Raw genomic sequence first — 22,074 nt, forward strand, 5'->3', positions numbered from 1 at the left:
GCGCCACCACCCCACTCCGTCCGGAGATGTCATGACCAGAACAGTCACGCGGTCCAAGGCACTCGCCCTTGCGACCACCGCCGTCTTCACCGCGACCAGCGTCGCACCAGCCTTCGCCGGCGCGGCGACCAGCACCCCGATCGAGCACGTCATCATCATCGTCGGTGAGAACCACACCTTCGACAATCTGTTCGGCACCTACAAGCCGAAGGCTGGTCAGGCCATCGACAATCTGCTCAGCAAGGGCATCGTCAACGAGGACGGCACGCCGGGGCGGCATTTCAAGAAGGCGGAACAGCGGATCGGTCGCGACGAGGCTCGCTACAGTGCCGAGACCGCGTCCACTGGCGCCTACGCAACGCTGCCGCAGCCCTACACCACATATGGAATCGGCCTGCCGCAGAACGTCCTCGACACCCGCTTCCCGGCCAATCTTCCCAATGGCCCGTATCAGATTTCGAAATACGTCTCCTACGCCGCCTATACCGGCGATCCGGTGCACCGCTTCTTCCAGATGTGGCAGGACATCGACGGCGGCAAGCACGACAAGTTCGTGTGGGTCGAGCAGACCATCGGCACCGGCTCGAACGGACAGCCCTATCCGGCCGGCGGGTTCAACCCGATGGAAGGCGCCATCTCGATGGGCTTCTACAACATGAACCCGTTCACCGATGCCTCCGGCAAGGCCCAGCCCGGTGACGCGCCGTTCTTCAAGCAGCTCGCCGACGAATATGCGATCAGCGACAATTATCATCAGGCCATCATGGGCGGCACCGGCGCCAACTTCCAGGCCCTCGTGACCGGCCACGCCGCGTTTTTCACCAACCCCGAGACGATGAACGGCGCCCCGGCCGTGCCCTATGCCAACCAGATCGAAAATCCGGATCCGGTTGCCGGCACCAACAACTACTACAAGCAGGACGGCTACAGCGGCGGCTCCTACGTCAACTGCTCCGATCCGTCAGCGCCCGGCGTCGCCGCCATCAACGAGCAGCTGTTCAAGAACGGCGTCACCAGCAACAATTGCGCGTCGAACCATTATTATCTCGTCAACAATTACAGCATGTTCTGGAACCAGACCAGCGCGAAGCCGAATGCGCTCGGCTCGGACAAGTTCGTGCTGCCGCCGCAGAGTGCGCCGACCATCGCTGACGTGATGACGGCAAAGGGCGTGTCCTGGAAGTACTACAGCGCCGATCGCGGCGACGACGCCACCACCTTCGCCAAGAGCGTCGACGGCGTGCCGCTGCTGTTCCACTCCTATTGCGGCATCTGCGACCCGCTCACCGGCTTCAACAAGATCATGAAGACTCCGACGGAGGAAGCCAAGCTGCAGAACTACGGCGCCTTCGTGAAGGACGTGCAGAGCAACACGTTGCCGGCCGTGTCGTTCGTGCGTCCGTTCGAGGCGCTCGCCGGGCATCCCGCCGATTCGACCACGGACCTCTATGAGAAGTTTCTCGAGGCCCTGATCAATCGCGTCAAGGCCAACCCGCAGCTCTGGGCCAAGACCGCGATCTTCATCACGACGGACGAGGGCGGCGGCTACTATGACTCCGGCTATGTCCAGCCGGTGGACTTCCTCGGCGACGGCACCCGCATTCCCTTCATCCTGGTCTCGCCGCTGGCCAAGAAGGGTCATGTCGACCACACCTATTACGATCACGTCTCGCTGCTGAAATTCATCGAGCGCAACTGGCGGCTGCCCACGATCTCCGCCGTCAGCCGCGACCGGCTGCCCAACCCGATTCATGATCGGGACGACAACCGCTACGTGCCGAAGAACCGTCCGGCGATCGGCGACCTGATGAACCTGTTCGCCTTCAGCGATAACGATGGCGATCACGATCACGACGGCGGCTGGCATCATCACGACCACGGTGAGCACGGACACGGCGACGACCGCTGATCGACGGGAGTCTGCCGTTGTCAAGAACAGCCCGCCGCACACGTTGCGGCGGGCCCTTCTGTGCATTGTCCGCGGCGGACGACATTGATGGTGCACCGAATTGCAACATCGTGACGCCGTCAGCGGATTGTCAGCCGATCGTCACGCCCCCGTTATCGACCCTCCGCATCGTCCCGCCGCCGCTTAACGAAGCGGCGCGATGCAACCGAGGTCTTGGGGGATCTTGTAGAATGTCACTTCGATCATCATTCAAATCTGCCTTTCACGAACTGCTCACATTGTCTGTCACGATGTTGTTGCTCGCGTTCGCCGCCGCCGCGCCAAGCCTCGCGCACGATCACGGCTTCGACGACGATGACGACAGCTACGCCATCGGTCTGTGGGGCGACCTACCCTATTCCACGCTGCAGGCCACCGTCGGCGTCCCGAACCTGATCGCGGACATGAACGCCCACCGGCTGAAATTCACCGCGCATGACGGCGACCTGAAGCAGGGCTCCAATTCCGCCTGCGACGCCGGCCTCTATGCCCAGGCGCTCGCCTTCTTCAACAGCCTCGAGGCGCCGGCCATGTTCACGCCCGGCGACAACGACTGGGTCGATTGCGATCGCCCCTCGAATGGCGGCTTCAACTCGCGCGACCGGCTCGACTACGAGCGCAAGGTGTTCTTCTCGACGCCGTTCTCGCTCGGCCAGCGCAAGCTGCGCCAGGAGGTGCAGACCGATCCGCTGTGTCTCAGCGCCAACGGCACCAAGGTCGGCTGCGTCGAGAATCGCCGCTGGACCGTTGGCCGCGTGACCTATGCGACGCTGAACATCCAGGGCTCCTGCAACAATCTCTGCGACACCAATCCAGATCCGGACGAATACAACGCGCGCAATGTAGCCGTGATTCTCTGGATGCAGCAGACCTTCGCAGAGGCCAGGAAGCGCCATTCCGCTGCGGTGATGTTCATCACCCAGGGCAACCCGGGCTGGGACCAGGCCGATCCCACGCGCGCGCCGCTGCGCGATCCCAAGACGCTCGCCGAGACGGACGGGCAGCCGGACGGCTTCATCAGCTTTCTGACCGCGTTGCGCACCGAAGTCGAGGCGTTCCGCAAGCCGGTCGCCTACGTCCACGGCGATTCCCATTACTTCCGGATCGACCAGCCCTTCCTCAACAGTGCCGGCCAGCGGCTGGAGAACTTCGTTCGTGTCGAAACGTTCGGCGACAATCAGGGCAACGGCAACAACGACGTGCGCTGGGTCAAGGTGACCGTCGATCCGCGCAGCCGCGACGTGTTCTCCTTCCAGCCCGTCACGGTGCCGGCGAACCGCACCGCCGTGCCGGCGCCGACCCGCAACTGAGCCTCATCATGATCGGGTCGCCCAGCCTGGCTGGGCGACCCTCGTCTTTCGCCAAGCAGCTCTTAAGTCGGACTCAACCGAGCGACCGCAGCCAAGCCAGTCGTGCGATCGCCTGCGACGCCAGCCGCTGCATCAGATCGAGCCGGTCCGGTTCGGTCGCTCGCTCCGCATGCTCCAGATACGCGTCCGCGAGCGCCTCCGCCAGCACGGCTGCATCGGCTTGCGCGAGCGCAGCTGGCAGGCGCAGCAGGTCCGCAACCTCCGATGCCATTGCCGCCGCTTCCCGCGCAAGCTCGCGCACGCGATCTGCCGGTCGGCCCGTGGCACGCGACGCCATCGCGCCGAGCAGTTCCGCGAGGCGACGTTCCAGCCGGCCGGCGTCGATCGTGCCCGTGTCCGACGCCACCGTCGCCGCGCGCCGGGCGTCGGCCTCAAGATGATAGGCACGGCGCCGCTCCTTGCGCAGCGTCGCGACGTGACCGAGTTCCTCTCGCGCCATGGCCTCGGACGCCTTCTTGACCTCGGGATCATCGGCAAATGCCGCGACATAGGACCAGAACGCGAAGGCCCGCTCCTCGTTGCGCACCGCCATCGACAGCGCGCGGTACGGCGTCATCAGCCGCGAGTCCTGGATTTCGCGCGCCGCGCCGGGCTCAAAGGTCTCCGGCGGCTGCCAGCGCACCAGCGACGCATCGGGGGCACGCCCCGTTCGCGCTTGCGACCATTGCGCGACACTGTCGACATGCTCGCGCTCGGCCGCGGCCAACCTCGCGAAGACGTCGGCCAGATCGAGCCGGCCTTGACGCTGCATCTCTCCGGACAGCTCGTCGTAGCGATCGGCCGCCTCCTGCTCCATCGCATTGGCGAGCGCGAACAGCTCGTCAATCGAATGCAGGTTCCCGGCCGGTTCCGACTTGAGCGAAAGCGTGCGTGACAACAACATATGATAGTCTGCCTGATTGTCCTGGCCTGTTTGATCCAGCGCAACGTCCGTCGGATTGCGACCCACTAGACAACCGGCACGATAAGGAGTCAATTTAGCCCGACTCTATTTGCTCCGGGATTGTCAATGGCGACGATCCCTTCCTTCCCCGAAACAGTCCTGACTGGAATACGGCCCCTTCGGGGCCGGCCGTTCCGCTTGAGGTGATCATGGTTGCGAGTGATGTCGCCACCAAACGGTGGCGCATGCCTGCTATCTTGGTAGCAATCCTCATCGGGCTCTGCACGATCGCGGCCCCGCGCGCAGCACATGCTGCCGGCGATCTCGCAACCTACCTCTCGAAGATCACGCCGGGCGAGCTCTTCCCCGATGCGGATCGTTTCGGCGTGCCGCAAGGCGAGCCGCCGATCATGCCGGTGTATCGCGGCGATCAGCTCAAGGGTTACGTCTATCTCAACTCCGATTTCGCCAATTCCGTCGGCTATTCGGGCAAGCCGATCCACATCCTCGTCGGCATCGATCCCAAGGGCGTCATCACCGGGCTGAAGCTGGTCGATCACAAGGAGCCGATCGTGCTGATCGGCATTCCCGAGCCACGCATCGTTGCCGCACTCAATGGCCTGCTCGGCAAGGACATGACGCCGATCGCGCACGGCGCAGAACATGCGCCGCAGGCCGACATCGTCTCGGGTGCCACGGTCACCGTGCTGGTGATGCACGACAGCATCGTGCGCGCCGCCACGCGCCTGATCCGCAGCGGCCGCATTGGTGCCGGCGCTGCGGCGAGCGCCGCCGCAGCACAGCCGGGCGTGACCAGGACGGTCGATCCCGACAAGAGCGAGATCCGTGACTGGGGCAGCCTGCTCGGCGACGGCTCGGTGCGGCGCCTGCATCTCAGCATCGGCGACGTCAACGACGCATTCGCCAAGTCGGGCAATGCGGCGGCCGCGCAAAATCCCGAGCCCGGCGATGCCGGCGACACCTTCATCGATCTCTATGTGGCCATGGCCAGCGTGCCCACCATCGGCCGCAGCCTGCTCGGCGACGAGGGCTATCAGCGACTCAAGCAGCGATTGCAGCCCGGACAGCAGGCGATCGTCGTCGCCGGCGACGGTGTCTACTCGTTCAAGGGCTCCGCCTATGTCAGGGGCGGCATCTTCGACCGCATCGAGGTGCTGCAGGAGGGCGGGAGCACACGGTTCCGCGACAAGAACCACATGCGACTCGGTGCGCTGGCCGCCGCCGGCGCCCCTGCCCTGCGCGAGATCGGACTGTTCGTCACGCCGCCCGAATTCACGCTCGACCCGACCGAGCCATGGCAGCTCCAGCTCCTGGTGCAACGAAGCACCGGCAGCCACGACAAGGCGTTCCTGACATTCGATGTCGACTACACGGTGCCCGACGCCTACTTGAAGCAGCAGGCGCGCCCCGCTGTGCCGGCAGCAAAGGCGACGACCGCACGTCCCGCCCCGGCCACGGCGCAACCGGTCGCCGACGACACCGAGGAGCCGTTATGGATGCGCATCTGGCGCTCGCAGACGGTCTCCATCGGCATCACCGCGCTCGCGCTGGCCGTGCTCACCGGGATCTTCTTCTTCCAGAACGTTCTGGTGCGCCGTCCCCGGCTCTACACCTGGGTCCGCCGCGCCTATCTCCTGTTCGTGCTGGTCTGGCTCGGCTGGTACGCCAACGCCCAGCTCTCTGTCGTCAACGTCGTCACCTTCATCAACGCGCTGCTGACCGGCTTCCATTGGGAGTTCTTCCTCGCAGCGCCCTTGATCTTCATCCTGTGGGCGGCAACGGCGGCTGGACTGCTGTTCTGGGGCCGCGGGCCGTTCTGCGGCTGGCTCTGTCCGTTCGGCGCGCTGCAGGAGCTGACCAACACAGTGGCAAAATGGCTCAAGGTGCCGCAGATCACGGTGCCCTGGGGGCTGCACGAGCGGCTGTGGCCGATCAAATACATCATCTTCCTCGGCCTGTTTGGGCTGTCGCTGTATTCGGTCGCGCTCGCCGAGCAGGTCGCGGAGGTCGAGCCGTTCAAGACCGCGATCATCCTGAAATTCTCGCGCAGCTGGCCGTTCGTGCTGTATGCCGCGGCGCTGCTCGGCATCGGCCTGTTCATCGAACGCTTCTTCTGCCGCTATCTCTGCCCGCTGGGCGCCGCGCTCGCGATTCCCGGTCGCATCCGCACCTTCGAATGGCTGCGCCGCTGGAAGGAGTGCGGCTCGCCCTGCCAGCGCTGCGCCAAGGAATGCCCGGTGCAGTCGATCCATCCCGAGGGACACATCAACGTCAATGAGTGCATCTACTGCATGCATTGCCAGGAGCTCTACTACGACGACCAGCGCTGTCCGCACATGATCCAAGTCCGGCTCAAGCGCGAGAAGTTCGAGGCGATGTCATCGCCGTCGATGCGCGCCGCCAAATCCGGTCCGAAGACCGTGATCACCCACGCCGGCCGGCCGACGACGGCGCCGGCCCAATCCAACGATCTCACCCATCCATCATAAGGAGACGACGATGGCGCACGACGACGACCAGACGAAACTCAGCCGCCGGCAGATCGTCGGCACCGCCGCACTGGGCGCGGCCGGCGTGGCCGGCAGCATCGGCCTCGGCAAGAGCATCGAGACGACACCGGCCGCGGCGCAGGCGCGAGCTGGACAGAGCGGGGGCAAGGCCGAGGTCGCGCCGGGTCAGCTCGACGAATACTACGTCTTCTTCTCCAGCGGTCAGACCGGCGAGCTTCGCATCGTCGGCATGCCGTCGATGCGCGAGCTGATGCGTATCCCCGTCTTCAACCGGTGCAGCGCCACCGGCTGGGGCCAGACCAACGAGAGCCGCAAGATCATGACCGAGGGGCTGCTGCCCGAGACGCGCGAGCGGCTCAAGGATCGGCTCGGCATCTGGATGAACGGCGACTGCCACCATCCACACATGTCGTTCACCAACGGCACCTATGACGGACGCTACGTCTTCATCAACGACAAGGCCAATACCCGCCTAGCCCGCATTCGCACCGACGTCATGAAGTGCGACAAGATCATCGAGCTGCCCAACCAGTACACCATCCACGGCATGCGGCCGCAGAAGTTCCCGCGCACCGGCTACCTGTTCTGCAACGGCGAATATGAGGTGCCGCTGCCGAACGACGGCAAGGTGCTCGACGACAAGTCGAAATACTGGTCGATGTTCTCGGCCGTCGATGGCGACACCATGACGGTCGCCTGGCAGGTGATCGTCGACGGCAATCTCGACAACACCGATTGCGACTACCAGGGCAAATATGCCTTCGCGACCTGCTACAATTCCGAGAAGGGCGTGACGCTCGCCGAGATGACCGCGAGCGAGCAGGACTGGGTGACGATCTTCAACATCAAGCGCATCGAGGAGGCCGTCAAGAAGGGAGACTTCAAGGAGATGAACGGCGTTCCCGTCATCGATGGCCGCAAGGGATCACCCTACACCCGCTATGTTCCGGTCTCGAACAGCCCGCACGGCCTCAACACGGCCCCCGACGGCATCCATGTCATCGCCAACGGCAAGCTGGCGCCGACGGTCACGGTGATCGACGTCCGCCTGATCGACAACCTGTTCGACGACAAGATCAAGCCGCGCGATGTCGTCGTGGCCGAGCCGGAGCTCGGCCTCGGGCCGCTGCACACCGCCTTCGACGGCCGGGGCAATGCCTACACCACGCTGTTCCTCGACAGCCAGGTCTGTAAATGGAGCCTCGATCTCGCCAAGCGCGCCTTCAAGGGCGAGAAGGTCAACCCGATCATCCAGAAGCTCGACGTCCACTATCAGCCGGGCCACAACCACGCCTCGATGGGCGAGACCAGGGAAGCCGACGGCAAATGGCTGCTGTCGCTGAACAAGTTCTCCAAGGACCGTTTCCTGAATGTCGGCCCGCTCAAGCCGGAGAACGACCAGCTGATCGACATCTCCGGCGACAAGATGGAGCTGGTGCATGACGGCCCGAGCTTCGCCGAGCCGCACGACGCCGTGATCGTGCATCGCTCCAAGCTCGAGGGGCGCGTGACCTCGATCTGGAAGCGCGACGACCCGTTCTTCGCCGACGCCCGCAAGCAGGCCGCGGCCGACGGCGTCACACTGGAGAGCGACGCCAAGGTGATCCGCGACGGCAACAAGGTGCGCGTCTACATGTGGTCCAGCGCGCCCGCCTACGCGCTCGAGAAGTTCGAGGTCAAGCAGGGCGACGAGGTGACCGTCTATGTCACCAACATCGACGACGTCGAGGACCTGGTGCACGGCTTCTGCATCGTCAACTACGGCGTCAACATGGAGATCGATCCGCAGCAGACCTCGTCCGTGACGTTCATCGCGGACAAGCCCGGCGTGTACTGGTATTTCTGCACATGGTTCTGCCACGCCATGCACATGGAAATGCGCGGACGCATGCTGGTCTCGCCGCGGAACGCGTGAGCGATGCGGCGCATGCGCCATATCAAGACTCTGGGGCTGGCGACGCTCGTCGTCGCCGGCCTGCCCTTCCGCGCCCAGGCGGCGACTCTGCAGGTCGGAGCTGAAACCACCGACCTGCAGGCCCTGCTCGACCGCGCCGCCGACGGCGACGAGATCGCGCTCGCCACCGGCACCTATCGCGGACCGCTACGGATCAGCCACCGCTTGACGCTGGCTGGGGCTCCAGGCGCCGTGATCAGCGGTGGCGGCGAGGGCAGCGTCATCACCGTGGCGGCGCCGGGCACCGTCATTCGCGGCCTCGCCATCGACGGATCCGGCCGTGCGCTGGAGCAGATGGATTCCGGCATCTTCGTCGAGCAGGCCGCGCACGACGCACTGATCGAGAACAACCGCATCGAAGGCAATCTGTTCGGCGTCTATCTGCACGGATCGGCCAACGCCATGGTCCGTCACAACAGCATCATCGGCCTGCGCGCGACGCGTGGCGGCGTGACCGGCAACGGCGTCTCCGTCTGGAACGCGCCGGGCGCCAAGGTGATCGACAACCAATTCCGGTACGGCCGCGATGGCGTGTTCGCCATCACCAGCCGCAACAACGTCTTCAGCCGCAATCGCTTCAGCGACCTGCGCTTCGCGGTGCACTTCATGTACACCAACGACAGCGAAATCTCCGGCAACGTCTCGACCCGCAACATCATCGGCTATGCGATGATGTTCTCCAAGGCGCTCGTCGTGAGGGATAACGTCTCGGATCACGACCGCGACCGCGGCTTGCTGTTCAACGCGGCCAATGGCTCGCAGATCTCCGGCAACAGCGTGATCGGCGGGCTCCAGCCGGCAGACCGCTGGGCCACCGCGGAGAACCGGGGCACCGACGAAGGCGTGCCGCAGGCCGATGCGAGCACGGCCACGCCGACCGCCGGCGCCCGTCCCGGTCCCGAGAAATGCGTGTTCATCTACAACACCAACAACAACCATATCACCGACAACTGGTTCGAAGGGTGCGAGATCGGCGTTCACTTCACCGCCGGCTCCGAGGGCAACGACATCAGGGGCAATGCCTTCGTCAACAATGCCAGCCAGATCAAGTATGTCGGCACCCGCCATCTCGACTGGTCGAAAAACGGCCGCGGCAATTATTGGAGCGACAACCCGGGCTTCGACCTCAACGGCGACGGCATCGCCGACACCGCCTATCGGCCGAATGATCTGATCGACCGCGTATTGTGGACCGCGCCGGCCGCCAAGGTCCTGATCAACAGCCCAGCCGTGCAGGTGATCCGCTGGGCGCAGGCGCAGTTTCCCGCGATCCTGCCCGGCGGAGTCGTCGACAGCCATCCCCTGATATCGCCGCCGGCGCGCCGCGCCGCTGCAGAAAGCGGGCCTCGATGACCGCGACGATCCATGTCGCCGACGTGATCAAGCACTACGGCAAGGTCGAAGCCGTGAGGGGCGTCTCGTTCGATCTCGCCGCCGGCGAGATGGTGGCGCTGATCGGCCACAACGGCGCCGGCAAGACGACGCTGATGAAGATCATGCTCGGGCTGATCCGCCCCACCCGCGGCACCATCGCCGTACTCGGTGAAAATCCAGCCGCCGGCGAGTTCTCCTCGCGGCGCCGCCTCGGCTACCTGCCGGAGAACGTCGCCTTCGATGCCGCCCTTACCGGCCGCGAGACCCAGACCTTCTACGCACGGCTCAAGCGCGAGCCGGTCGGACAGGCCCTCGAGCTGCTCGACGTCGTCGGACTAGGCGATGCCGCAAAGCGCCGCGTCAACACCTACTCCAAGGGCATGCGCCAGCGCCTTGGGCTGGCACAGGCGCTGATCGGCCGCCCGCGCGTGCTGCTGCTCGACGAACCGACCAGCGGTCTCGATCCGGAGCTCCGCCAGACCTTCTACGAGGTGATCGAGCGGCTCGCCGCCGAGGGCACGACGGTGCTGCTGTCGTCGCATGCGCTGACCGAGTTGGAGGAACGCGCCGGCCGCGTCATCATTATGAACCGCGGCCTGAAGGTCGCCGACGGCACACTCGACGAGCTGCGCCGCCTCGCGCGATTGCCGACCCGGATTCGAGTCAAGGTCGCCTCCCTGCCGCCGTCGGGCCCGCCGGCCTGGCTCCCGCCGGCCGCGTCCTATCGCCGGGTGAACGGCCACATCGTCGAGATCGACGCAGCGCCGGACGAGAAGATCGAGCTGCTGCGTCTGGCGACGGCCGACGCCACCGCCGTCCAGGATCTCGAGCTCATTCCACCCAGTCTCGACGAGCTCTACGCGCATTTCCTGCGCCACGCGGAGCACCCGCAATGACCAGCGTCATCACCATCGCCGCCAAGGAGATCCAGCAGGCGATCCGCAATCGCTGGGTGCTGGCCTCGACCCTGCTGCTGGCCGGACTCGCGCTGTCGCTGACCTTCCTCGGCAGCGCACCGACCGGTACCGTCGGCGCGCGAGCGCTCGATGTGGTCATCGTCAGCCTGTCGAGCCTGACCATCTTCCTGATCCCGCTGATCGCGCTTCTGATCTCGCACGATGCCATCGTCGGCGACATGGAGCGCGGCACCATGCTGCTGCTGCTCAGCTATCCCGTAGCGCGCTGGCAGGTGCTGCTCGGCAAGTTCCTCGGTCATCTCGCGGTGCTCGCCTTCGCGACCTGCCTCGGCTATGGCGCCGCCGCGGTGGCGCTGCTGATCGCCGGCAGCCACTTCGACAGCGACGGGCTCGCGGCCTTCGCGGCGATGATCGGCTCCTCCGTTCTGCTTGGCGCGGTGTTCGTCGCAATCGGCTATCTCGTCAGCGCCGTCGTGCGCGACCGCGGCACCGCAGCGGGTGTCAGCATCGGCCTGTGGCTCGTGCTCGTCCTGATCTACGACATGGCGTTGCTCGGCCTTCTGGTGATCGACCAGGGCCGCAACGTCTCCGGCGGCGTGCTCAGCGCGCTGCTGCTGCTCAATCCGACCGATGCCTACCGGCTTTTCAACCTGACCGGCTTCGCCAATGTCAGCCTGTTCTCCGGCATGGCCGGGCTCGCCGGCAGCAGCACGCTGTCGGTGCAGGCGCTGCTCGCGGCGCTGGTGCTGTGGACGTTGGTACCGCTCGCCGGCGCCGCGCTGGCCTTCTCACGGAGGGAGCTATGAAACGCCTCGCTTTCGCCTGCGCGCTCATCGCCGCCTTTGCTCTCGGTGCCTGCAACGACAAGCAGGCCGCCGCGCCGCCGCCGCCGATCAAGCTGACGGCGGAGGCGATCGGGCACTATTGCGGCATGAACCTGCTCGAGCATTCCGGTCCCAAGGGACAGATCTTCGCCGCCAGCCTGATCGAGCCGGTGTGGTTCTCCTCGGCCCGCGACGCCATCGCCTTCACGATGCTGCCCGACGAGCCCAAGGACATCCAGGCGATCTACGTCTCCGACATGGGCAAGGCCGCGAGCTGGGACAATCCGGGTGCCGACAATTGGGTCGAAGCCCGCAAGGCGGTGTTCGTGATCGGCAGCCGACTCAGAAGCGGCATGGGCAGCGACGAGGCGGTGCCGTTCTCGGATCGGAGCGCCGCCGAGCGCTTCGCGGCCGAGCACGGCGGTCGCATCGTCGGCTTCACCGAGGTGCCGCGCGACTATGTGCTGAGCTCCCCCGACGACAACGCCGGCACGAACGAGCCGGACCACAAGGGCACGACTGAGGTGCGACGATGACAAATCAGCTCTCGCGTCGGCGCTTCATCCGCATCAGCGCCGCACTGGCGGGCCTTGCGATCGCACCCTGCGGCAGGCAGGCGGCCGGCAGCACCGCTGGCCTCGTCGAATGGCGCGGCACGTTGCTCGGCGCCGTTGCCACGATCAAGCTTCATCACCATGACCGGCGCGAGGCCGAGCGGGTGATCACGGTCTCGATCAGCGAAGCACGGCGACTCGAGCGCCTGTTCAGCCTTTATCTTGAGGACTCGGCGCTGGTCACATTGAACCGCACCGGCGTGTTGGTCGCACCGGCGCCGGAGCTGGTCGACATCCTCACGCTCTCGCAGCGCTACGCCGCGTTGACCGACGGCCGCTTCGACCCGACCGTGCAGCCGCTGTGGACGCTCTATGCCGATCATTTTTCGCGCCCCGATGCGAATCCCGACGGCCCACCGCAGGCGGCCGTACAAGAGGCGCTGACGCGGGTCGGCCATCAGCGGCTCAGCGTCAGCCGCGATCGCATCGTCATGCCGCGCGGCACGGCGCTCACCCTGAATGGCATCGCGCAGGGCTATGTCACGGATCGGATCGTCGACCTGCTGCGCAGCGAAGGCGTGCAGCAGAGCCTGGTCGACATGGGCGAAGCCCGCGCCATCGGCGCGCGGCCGGACGCCCGGCCCTGGGAGATCGCAATCGCCGACCCCGACGTTCCCGATCGGATCGCCGCGATGCTACCGATCATCGATCGGGCCGTATCGACGTCAGGCGCCTATGGCCTCCGCTTCGATCCGCACGGCCGCTTCAATCATCTGTTCGATCCGCACAGCGGCGGCTGCGCGCAGCGCTATCGCAGCGTGACCACGGTCGCCGGCAATGCCACGGCGGCCGACGCGCTTTCGACCGCGTTTAGTCTGATGTCGGAGCCTGAGATCCGTACGCTGCTGCCGCGCACCGAGGTCGACCGTGTCCACCTGATCGACGCGGCGGGAGCCGCAGTCGACCTTATCGGTTGAATTCTTTCTGCGGCTGGATCAGTCGAGAGCACGATCACAGGACGCCAGTCGAGGGACGAAACCACCGGCAGCTCGGACGCGACGCGCAGCGGGCCCGCCTCTTCATGTCATATCAAAACCGTGCAGCCATCTCCACGAGCCGCCTGTGCGCCCGCTCACGCGCCACGCCGGTGTGCGCGGCCGGCCCGCTGGTCGGCCCGATCGCCACGAAGTGCAGATCGCGAAGCCCCATGAAGCGCAGCGCCTCGCGCAAATAGGGCGTCGCGAGATCGGTGCGCCCCCGGCTGACGCCGCTGGTGAAGTCGCCGCCGCTGGCGAGGATCACCAGCGTTGGACGATCCTTCAGAAGTGGCAGGTAGCCGCGCGACGGATCGAAGCGAAAGGTGAGGCCCGGCTGATTGATGATATCCAGCCAGTGCTTGAGCTTGTAGGGAATGCCGAAATTCCACATCGGCGTCGAGATCACGACGCGCTCGGCCAGATCGAGCCGCACCGCCATGCGCTCGGCCACCGCGAACGCCTCCCGCTGGCCATCGGTGAAGGCGCGTCCGCCCATGCGGGCATACTTCGCCTGCAAAATCTCGCCCTCGAACTCCGGCAGCTTTTCGCGCCACAGATTCATCTCGTCGACGTCCCAGCCCGGCCGCGCCTGCCTGAAGCGGTCGAGGAAGGCGTGCGCGCCGGCGCTGGATTCCGAATCTGCCCGCGGCGAGGCGACGAGATGCAGCAGCTTGGGCATGTCTCACCCCAGCGCCCTGATCACTGCGTCGGCCCTGGTTACGACAGCAACGTTCTGCATGGCGAAGTTGATCGACGCATTGTGCCAGTCCGCGTTCATCGTCGAGCAGCAATCCTCCGGCACCACCATGAAGTAGCCTTTGTCGGCTCCCGTGCGCGCGGTGTGCTCGACCGACATGTTGGTCCAGGCCCCCGTATTGATGATCACGTCACGCCCGGTGGCCTTGAGAATGGTCTCGAGCCGCGTGCCCTCCCAGGCGCTCATCCGCATCTTCTCGACGACGAAGTCCCCGCTCCGCGGCTCCAGCCCAGCGACCGGCGCAGCCCCCCAGCTGCCGCGCACCATCGCCTTGCTGTCGACCAGCCCCTCGAACAGCGGCGCGTTCAACGTCACGCCGGGGGCACCGGGCTCGACGACGAACCAGACGTGGACGATGACGACGCCGCGCGCGCGGGCGACCTCGGCAAGCCGGCGGACGTTGTCGACGACGCGCTGCTGCCTGGCATGACCGGGAGCCCCCGAATCGGCAAACGCGCCGCCGTCCATGATGACGTCGTTCTGCAGATCCTGGATGATCATCGCGCAGCGGCGCGGATCGAGCTGCATGTCGCCCGACGCCAGCAGCGGCGCCGGTGGCGCGCCTGTGGACGTCGCGCTGGATGGGGACGAGCCCGCCGCAGCCCCCCGCGTCTGGGCCCTCATATAGGGCTCGTGGCGCGGGCCGACCTTGGTCGCGATCGCATAGACCGAATGCGTCGCGGTGAGATAGAGCGTGCGAAAATCGGCGCCGCCCCAGGCGAGATTGGCGACCAGTTCCGGGACGCGCACCTTGCCGAGCAACTCGCCGGTGCGCGCATAGACCCAGACGCCGCCCGGCGCGGTCACCCAGACATTGCCGCGCTGATCGCATTTCATGCCGTCGGGCACGCCGGGCTCCAGCTCGGAGCGGATGCCGCTGGCAAACACGCGCCCGTTCGAGAGCGGCCCGTCGCTACCGACGTCGAACACGCGGATCAACGCCTGCACGGTGTCGTTGACATAGAGCAGCGCCTCGTCCGGCGAGAAGCACAGCCCGTTCGGCTGGTCGAACAGATAACGATCGACCAGCAGCCGCGGCGGACCGCCGCCCGGCGGCACCCGGTAGACGCCCTGGAAGCCGAGCTGGCGCGGCCGCTCGACGCCGTAGACCGGCATGCGGCCATACCAGGGATCGGAGAAGTAGATTGCGCCGCTGGAATGGACGCACACGTCGTTCGGACTGTTGAGCTCCTGGTTGTCGACATGCGAGGCCAGGATCTCGCGGCGGCCATCGGGCCGCTCGCGCACCAGCGACGACGTCGCGTGCTCGCAGACGATCAAATTGAGGTCGGCATCATAGGTCATGCCGTTGCACTTGTTCGACGGCCGACGCATCTCGACCACGCCGCGCTTCGCGTCCCAGCGGCGGCGGACGTCGGCCGGCATGTCGGAGAACAGCAGGAAATGCTCGATCGGGTGCCAGATCGGCCCTTCCGTGAAGTCGAAGCCGGTCGCGACCTGGGACACCGGTGCGTAGGGGTCGATCAGGCTCTCGAATTCAGGGCGCAAGGTCACATGGGTCATGGCCGATCCTCGCGCCGACTACGCCGGAAACCATTGCCGCTGCGGCAGCGACTGCACGATGGGACCCGGCACCTGGTCGTGCAACCGCCCTGTCACCACGCCGCCCTCGATCTTGGCCGGGCGATCATGCACCGGCAACAGATAGCGGGAGCTCGACAGCAGCTTCTTGATCGCCGCCTTCTCGGCGCGCTTCGAGGTGCCGTGATTGCCGGTCGTGCGCGGCTCCGCGTCCTGGATCTCGTTGAACGGGGTCACGATCTGGTCGTTGAAGTCGTAGATCACGTCGCCGCAGATGGTGGCGATGCCGTCGGCGGTGTGGACGTGGATGTTCATCGAGCCTTCGGTGTGGGCATTGGCGGCATCGCAATAGACCCCCGGCATCAGCTCGACAGGTCCGGTCAGCTCGAGATCGAGGAAGCGCAGCGCGCTCTTGGTGTGCAGCCGGTCGATCAGGTGCTTGATGTCCGGCGCCGGATATTGCGGGTGCATCAGCCCGGACACCGAATATTCAAGCTCGCGGCGGTTGAGCACGACCGTCGTGTTCATCGGGAACAGATCGTCCTTTCCCGCATGATCGATGTGCAGATGGGTGTGGCAGACATAACGGACGTCGCCCATGCGCACGCCATGCCGCGCCAGCTGGTTCTCGATCATGTTCTCATGGTACTGCAGCCCGCGCATGCCCAGCGTCTCCATGATCTGGTTGGAGCGGTAGCCGGTGTCGACCACGACCGGATACGGTCCGCCCAGGATCAGGAAGCCGAGCGTCAGCACCCGGCGGGTGCGGCCGCAGTCGCGGCCCAGCACGAGGAAGCTCGATTCGAGCTCGATATCACCATAGTCGAGAATCTTGATTTCCAGCGCCATGAGCGTTCCCTGTTGCTTTTGTTGTCGTTGCAGGCGGTATCATCCCAGCCGATAGACGCGGCGCGCCGTCTCTCCCATGACCTGCGCGCGTGCACGCTTGTCGAGGCCGTGGATGGCAGCCTCATAGGCTGCCACCAGTGTGCGATAGTCGGTCCAGAGCTTCTCGATCGGAAAGTTCGAGCCGAACAGGCAGCGCTCGGGGCCGAAGATAGCGAGGGTCTCGCGTACGACATCGGCGACATCAGCGGGATCGTTGCGGCGGATGAAGGTGCCGAGGCCCGAGAGCTTGCTGACGACATTGCGGCAGGCCGCAAGCTTATGCATGCCGGCGCGCCATTGCTCGCGTCCCGCCGGCGACCGGTCCTCCAGCATGCCGGCGTGCTGGAGGACGAAGGTGACGGCCGGACAGCTCTCGGCCAGCGCCGCGGCGCCGGCCATTTGCCCGGCAAACACCTGCAGGTCGAACGACCAGCCGTAGTCGGCCAGCCGCGCCATGTTGGCGCGGACATTCCGTTGACTGCAGAGATCGGGCGACTCCGCGAACCGGTACAACGGATTCTCATGCCAGTGCAGCTGCATGCGAACGCCGCGCACCAGCGGATAACGCGCGAGCCGATCGAATTGCGGCCGCGCGTCATCAACGGCGAGATCGGCATAGGCGACGATGGCATGCGGATAGCCGTGCTGATCGGCGGTGCGCTGCACCCACGCGGCCTCCTCCTCGAAGCCGTCCTTGGCCCAGTTGGTCTGGACGTAGACCGATTGCGTCACACCGCTGCCGGCGATGTCCCCGAGATATTCCTCGATCGGGTAGTCGCGCCGGATCGACTCATAGGGCCCGAAGATCCGCGGCTGCATCGGGCCGACCAGCCAGGGCAGGTCGGCCTGGCGCCAGATGTGATGATGCGCATCGACATAGCCGGTCATGCCGCCCTCCTCTGCGCCAGCGACAACACATGCGCGACGATGGCTTCGTCCGAGCCGCCCGGCACCATGTCATCGACAAGTGGCGCAATGGCCTGCAGCGCTTCCGTCTGCGGCCTGAAGCCCGGCCCAGTCGCCAGCGGCGTCAGCCAGCTCAGGCGCCAGGCGCGCAGCGACAGTTTCCACACGGCTTCGCGGAGCACTTGATGGTCACCCCGCTCCAGCCCGTCCGAGATCACCAGAACCGCCGCGCCCCGCGCATAGATCGAGAATCGCGGCACGCCGAGGAAGGCCTGCAGCGCCTCGCCGATGCGCGTGCCGCCGTCCCAGTCGCTGACGAGATGCGAAGCCGCCAGCAGCGCCTGCTCGCGCCGCTTCAGCCGCAACGGCCGCGTGACCCGCGTCAGCCGCGTGCCCAAGGTGAACACCTCGGCCTGCGGCACCGCCTGGACCAACACATGAGCGAGCCGCATGTTGTCCTCGGTCCGCGCCTTCATCGAGCCGGAGACGTCGATCAACAGCAGCAGCCGGCGCAGCCGCGGCCGGCGCCTCAAGCGCCGCAGCGACAGCACCTCGCCATCGCGCCGCACGCTTTCACGCAAGGTTCGGCGCAGGTCGACGAAGCTGCCGCGCCGCGCGCGCATGCGCCGATGGCCTCGCCGCTTCGGTAGCTTCGCACGCGCCTGACGCGCCAGGCGCTGCAGGGCATTGCCGTCGGTTGTCGCCGCCAGACGACGGGCCACCACGGCCTCGGCGCGCGTGGCGGCGAGCCCGGATTCGTTCTGCTCCTGGGCGCTGTCGGGATCGACGCCGCCGTCGCCCTCCTCCTGCAACCGGACGACATCGTCCGGCTGATCGGTCTCGCTGAGAGCCGTCCGTTCGGTCACACCGAAATGGATGTCGAACAGCAAATTGTAGGTCGCGAGCCGCTCGGGCGGTGGCGCCAGAGTGGCCGCCCCGGCGCGGCGAATATCGTCGAGACTGGTCGGACCTAGCAGTTCGATCGCAGCGAGGAAGGCGGTGGTCTGCTCCGGCGCAATTGCGAAGCCGTTTCGCCGCAACAGCGAAGCGAATGTCACGAAGATCTCAGTCGCCTGCGGCAGGCGCGCCTCGCTCATGTCATCGCCTCCGCGAGCAGGGCATCGAGCCGAGGCGCGATGAAGGACAGATCCTCCTCGTCCTTCAGCGCTACGCCGATCGAGCGCCGGAAGGCGTCGGGCCAGCGCGCGCCGGTCTGGTTCAGAAGCGTCGCGGCCTCGGCCCAGTCGACCGCCTCGGCAATGCCGGGCGCCTTGCTCAACGGCTCACGCCTGAGCTTCGCCACCGCCGCCACGACGGCGCGCGCGGTCGCCTCGGCCACGCTGGACGCGCGCATCATCACGATCCGTGCCTCGCGCTCCGCATCGGGATAGTCGATCCAATGATAGACACAGCGGCGGCGCAGCGCTTCATGCAGCTCACGGGTGCGGTTCGAGGTCAGCACCACGATCGGCCGCTCGGCGGCACGGATCGTGCCACGCTCTGGAATCGAGATCTGGAAGTCGGAGAGGAATTCGAGCAGGAAGGCCTCGAACTCCTGGTCGGCGCGATCGATCTCGTCGATCAGCAGCACCGTCGAGTCGGGCGCGCGCAGGCAGGCCAGCATCGGCCGCTCGATCAGAAAACTCTCGCCATAGATGTCGATGCTGTCCTCGCCGGCCTGGCGGATCGCGAGCATCTGGCGCGGATAGTTCCACTCGTAGAGCGCCGCCGCAGCGTCGACGCCTTCATAGCATTGCAGGCGGATCAGCTTGCGGCCGAGCACCGCGGCGACTGCCTTCGCCGCCTCGGTTTTTCCGACGCCGGGCGCACCCTCCAGCAGCAGCGGCTTGCCTAGCGCAAGCGCGAGATAGGCAGCGGTGGAGAGTCCCTCATCGGCGAGATAATAAGCCGCGCGCAGCGCCTTCTCCAGCGCCTGCGGCGAGTCGATGCCGACGATGTTGCTGCGGACGACCATATCGTTTCACCGCCGCGTCTGCGGCCGCGCGCCGCCCTGAGCCTTGATCGCGCGCAGCACCTTCTCCGGCGTGATCGGCAGCTCGTCGATTCGCACGCCCACCGCATTGAAGATCGCATTCGCGATCGCGGGCAGCACCGGATTGGCGCACATCTCACCCGGCCCCTTGCCGCCGAACGGGCCGTCCGGCGCGGGGCGTTCCAGCACGGCGATGTCGTGCGGACAGATGTCGCCGGGTCCCGGCATCAGATATTCGACGAAGTCGCGCGGCCCTTGTTTGGGATCGGGATAATACGGCTCGGTCGTCTCATAGAGTGCATGGCTCATGCCCATCCAGGCGCCGCCGACCAGTTGCTGCTCGACCAGACGCGGATTGAGCGCACGTCCCAGCTCATAGGCGCTGTCCATCCTGACCACGCCGACCTCGCCGGTCTCGTCATCGACCTCGACCTCCGCGACGAGGCACGCATGCGCGTAGCAGGTGGCCGGCGACATCTCGCCGGTCTCGGGATCGACGTCCGACAACGGCACCAGGAAGATGCCGCGACCGGAGATGGTCTTGCCCTGTCGGAACTGGGCGGCGATGGCGACGTCCTTGACCGAGATCGAGCGATGCGGCGCGCTCTTGACGTGGATGTTGCCGCGGCCGTCGGTTTCGAGATCGCTGGCGTTGACCTCGAGCTCCTCGGCCGCGGCCTCCATCATGACGCCGCGCGCCTCCTTGGCCGCCGCCATGACGGCATTGCCGACGCGATGGGTGCCGCGCGAGGCGAACGAGCCCATGCAGTGCGGCCCGGTATCGGAATCGGCGGTGTCGACATAAACGTCCTCGACCGGCACGCCGAGCGTCTCGGCGCAGATCTGCCGCGTGACCGACTTCATGCCCTGCCCGAGATCGATCGACGACAGCGCCACCGTGAACTTGCCACTGGGATTGGAATGCACCAGTGCCTGGCTCGGATCGCCGCCGAGATTCATGCCGATGGGATAGTTGATCGCCGCCATGCCGCGGCCGCGGTGCCTGGTCATGTCAGCGCCTCCTCGTTCCGAACACCGACGAGAACCGCGTCGCGCCATGCGCGGGAGCCGGTGCCGGGCTCTGTGGGGGTGGTGACGGCGGCTCAGGAGGTGGAGAAACTGGAAGCCCTCGGTCGTAGCTCGTGCGCTGCTGCGCCGGCGCAGGCCGCGCGCTCACCGGCTCACGTGGCGTGGAGGGAACAGCCGCCCGGGCCCCGCCGCCATCCTTGCGCGACGACATGCGGCGGAACTCCTCGCGGATCGGCCATTTGGCCTTCTCGGCCGCGACCTGCACGCATTCGATCAGCGCCGTGTTCTTGGCCTCGCGGCGATGCGCCTTCATGTCGCCGTCGCGATAGGCGTTGAGGATGCGGAACTCCATGGGGTCCATGCCGATCAGATGCGCGAGCTTGTCCATCTGGCATTCGAGCGCGAAGTCCATGCCCGTGATGCCAAAGCCGCGCATCGCGGTGGCCGGCGTGCGGTTGGTGTAGACGCAGTAGATGTCGCCATGGACGTTCGGGATCGTGTAGGGACCGGGCAGGTGCGCGGCGCATTTGACCACCGCGTAGCTCGACAGCCGCGTGTAGGCGCCCGAGTCGAAATAGGCGCGGATCTGGCGCGCGACGATGCGGCCGTCGCGCATCACGCCGTCCTTGACGTAGATGCGCTCGGCGCCGCGTGGTGGGCCGAACTGCATCTCCTCCTCGCGCCCGAGCACATAGCGCACCGGCCGCCCCGTCAGCATCGCGGCCAGAATGGCGAGCGGCTCGGTCAGCGTATCGACCTTGCCGCCGAAGCCGCCGCCCACGGTGCCGCCGATGAAGTGGAAGGTGTTCGACGGCAGGTCGAGGATCTTGGCGCAGGTGTCGAGCGAGAAGAACAGCGCCTGGGTGGAGGTGTAGACGACATAGCGGCCGTTGGTGTCGGGTGCGGCGATCGAGCCGTTGGTCTCGACCGGCGCGTGCTCGATCGGCGACATCTGGTAGCGCTGCTCCAGCACATGGTCGGCCTGCGCAAAGCCGCGCTCGACATCGCCGAAGCGCAGCTTCTGGTGATCGTAGCGCTCGTGATAGGTGAACGTGTTCTTCGGATAGGTCTCGTTGACAACAGGCGCGCCCGGTCTCAACGCCTCCTCGACATCGAACTCGGCCGGCAAGCTCTCGTAGTCCACCCGCACCTTGGCAGCCGCCTCGGCTGCGGCGCGCGGCGTGTCAGCGACTACGGCAACGATCGGCTCGCCCTTGTAGCGGACCTTATCGACGGCGAGCGTCGGCTCATCGTCCTTGCCGAAATTGATCAGGCTGAGCAGCGTGTTGAGGTTGCGCGGCACGTCGCTGCCGCGGATGACCCGCCGCACGCCCTCGCTCCGCTCAGCCTCGCTGATGTCGATGCGGCGCAGCCGGGCATGCGGCTGCGTCGACCTCACGACCCTCAGATGCAGCATGCCCTGCAGCTTGTGATCGTTGAAATAGGTCGAGGTCCCCGTGACATGGCCCAGCATGTCCTGGCGCTGCGTGCCCTTGCCGACCTCGTTGAGATTGTCGTCGCGCTCGTCGGCGAAGATGTCCTTGCGCAGTTCCAGCATGGCGATCTC

At 66.1% G+C, this 22,074-nt stretch carries 18 protein-coding genes; 9 read left to right on the plus strand and 9 right to left on the minus strand.

The window, feature by feature from the left end; genetic code table 11:
• The first annotated feature begins 31 nt into the window (after positions 1 to 31).
• Positions 32 to 1,909: an alkaline phosphatase family protein gene (locus QX051_RS17370; RefSeq protein ID WP_315776958.1), complete on the plus strand. Its 1,878-nt coding sequence runs from the start codon at positions 32 to 34 to the stop codon at positions 1,907 to 1,909.
• A gap of 230 nt (positions 1,910 to 2,139) precedes the next feature.
• Positions 2,140 to 3,258 (plus strand): hypothetical protein, encoded by a 1,119-nt coding sequence (locus QX051_RS17375; protein ID WP_315776959.1) that lies wholly within the window; start codon positions 2,140 to 2,142, stop codon positions 3,256 to 3,258.
• 73 nt (positions 3,259 to 3,331) lie between these two features.
• Here QX051_RS17375 and QX051_RS17380 read toward each other — a convergent pair whose 3' ends face one another.
• Entirely contained in the window at positions 3,332 to 4,201 is an 870-nt protein-coding gene (locus QX051_RS17380; protein ID WP_315776960.1) for a ferritin family protein, read from the minus strand.
• A 209-nt stretch (positions 4,202 to 4,410) separates the two neighbouring features.
• Here QX051_RS17380 and QX051_RS17385 point away from each other — a divergent pair, with 209 nt between their 5' ends.
• From QX051_RS17385 to QX051_RS17415, 7 genes are read left to right on the plus strand one after another with little or no spacing between them, the layout of a single operon-like run.
• Entirely contained in the window at positions 4,411 to 6,711 is a 2,301-nt protein-coding gene (locus QX051_RS17385) for a 4Fe-4S binding protein (RefSeq protein WP_409998108.1), read from the plus strand.
• A gap of 10 nt (positions 6,712 to 6,721) precedes the next feature.
• A complete protein-coding gene (gene nosZ / locus QX051_RS17390; protein WP_315776962.1) occupies positions 6,722 to 8,647 on the plus strand; it encodes a TAT-dependent nitrous-oxide reductase in 1,926 nt (641 codons plus the stop codon).
• A gap of 3 nt (positions 8,648 to 8,650) precedes the next feature.
• Positions 8,651 to 10,039, plus strand: a complete 1,389-nt coding sequence (locus tag QX051_RS17395; protein ID WP_315739551.1) for a nitrous oxide reductase family maturation protein NosD — start codon at positions 8,651 to 8,653, stop codon at positions 10,037 to 10,039.
• The gene (locus tag QX051_RS17400) at positions 10,036 to 10,956 is read left to right on the plus strand and encodes an ABC transporter ATP-binding protein (RefSeq protein WP_315776963.1); all 921 of its coding nucleotides are present in this window, start codon (positions 10,036 to 10,038) and stop codon (positions 10,954 to 10,956) included. The genes QX051_RS17395 and QX051_RS17400 overlap by 4 nt, the downstream gene beginning before the upstream one ends.
• Complete coding sequence (locus QX051_RS17405; RefSeq protein ID WP_315739548.1) at positions 10,953 to 11,783, plus strand: ABC transporter permease; 831 nt, start codon at positions 10,953 to 10,955, stop codon at positions 11,781 to 11,783. Before QX051_RS17400 ends, QX051_RS17405 begins: the two co-directional genes overlap by 4 nt.
• The gene (locus QX051_RS17410; protein WP_315776964.1) at positions 11,780 to 12,337 is read left to right on the plus strand and encodes a nitrous oxide reductase accessory protein NosL; all 558 of its coding nucleotides are present in this window, start codon (positions 11,780 to 11,782) and stop codon (positions 12,335 to 12,337) included. Before QX051_RS17405 ends, QX051_RS17410 begins: the two co-directional genes overlap by 4 nt.
• Positions 12,334 to 13,332, plus strand: a complete 999-nt coding sequence (locus QX051_RS17415; RefSeq protein WP_315776965.1) for an FAD:protein FMN transferase — start codon at positions 12,334 to 12,336, stop codon at positions 13,330 to 13,332. The genes QX051_RS17410 and QX051_RS17415 overlap by 4 nt, the downstream gene beginning before the upstream one ends.
• Positions 13,333 to 13,444: 112 nt before the next feature.
• Here the strand turns inward: QX051_RS17415 and QX051_RS17420 are convergent, their stop codons facing one another.
• From QX051_RS17420 to QX051_RS17455, 8 genes are read right to left on the minus strand one after another with little or no spacing between them, the layout of a single operon-like run.
• Positions 13,445 to 14,071 carry an NAD(P)H-dependent oxidoreductase gene (locus QX051_RS17420; protein ID WP_315776966.1) on the minus strand — a complete coding sequence of 209 codons (627 nt, stop codon included), beginning with the start codon at positions 14,069 to 14,071 and terminating at the stop codon, positions 13,445 to 13,447.
• Between the two features lie 3 nt (positions 14,072 to 14,074).
• The gene (locus QX051_RS17425; protein WP_315739543.1) at positions 14,075 to 15,673 is read right to left on the minus strand and encodes an isochorismatase family protein; all 1,599 of its coding nucleotides are present in this window, start codon (positions 15,671 to 15,673) and stop codon (positions 14,075 to 14,077) included.
• 18 nt (positions 15,674 to 15,691) lie between these two features.
• Positions 15,692 to 16,540, minus strand: a complete 849-nt coding sequence (locus QX051_RS17430) for an MBL fold metallo-hydrolase (protein ID WP_315758239.1) — start codon at positions 16,538 to 16,540, stop codon at positions 15,692 to 15,694.
• Between the two features lie 39 nt (positions 16,541 to 16,579).
• On the minus strand, positions 16,580 to 17,467 hold the full coding sequence (locus QX051_RS17435; RefSeq protein WP_315739541.1) for an amidohydrolase family protein: 888 nt from the start codon (positions 17,465 to 17,467) through the stop codon (positions 16,580 to 16,582).
• Entirely contained in the window at positions 17,464 to 18,582 is a 1,119-nt protein-coding gene (locus tag QX051_RS17440; protein ID WP_315776967.1) for a VWA domain-containing protein, read from the minus strand. The genes QX051_RS17435 and QX051_RS17440 overlap by 4 nt, the downstream gene beginning before the upstream one ends.
• Positions 18,579 to 19,460: a MoxR family ATPase gene (locus tag QX051_RS17445; RefSeq protein WP_315739539.1), complete on the minus strand. Its 882-nt coding sequence runs from the start codon at positions 19,458 to 19,460 to the stop codon at positions 18,579 to 18,581. Before QX051_RS17445 ends, QX051_RS17440 begins: the two co-directional genes overlap by 4 nt.
• A gap of 6 nt (positions 19,461 to 19,466) precedes the next feature.
• Positions 19,467 to 20,489, minus strand: a complete 1,023-nt coding sequence (locus QX051_RS17450) for a xanthine dehydrogenase family protein molybdopterin-binding subunit (protein ID WP_315776968.1) — start codon at positions 20,487 to 20,489, stop codon at positions 19,467 to 19,469.
• A 1-nt stretch (position 20,490) separates the two neighbouring features.
• Complete coding sequence (locus QX051_RS17455) at positions 20,491 to 22,065, minus strand: xanthine dehydrogenase family protein molybdopterin-binding subunit (RefSeq protein ID WP_315776969.1); 1,575 nt, start codon at positions 22,063 to 22,065, stop codon at positions 20,491 to 20,493.
• Positions 22,066 to 22,074: the final 9 nt, after the last annotated feature.

Source organism: Bradyrhizobium sp. SZCCHNR1053 (assembly GCF_032381235.1).
Classification (GTDB): Bacteria; Pseudomonadota; Alphaproteobacteria; order Rhizobiales; family Xanthobacteraceae; genus Bradyrhizobium.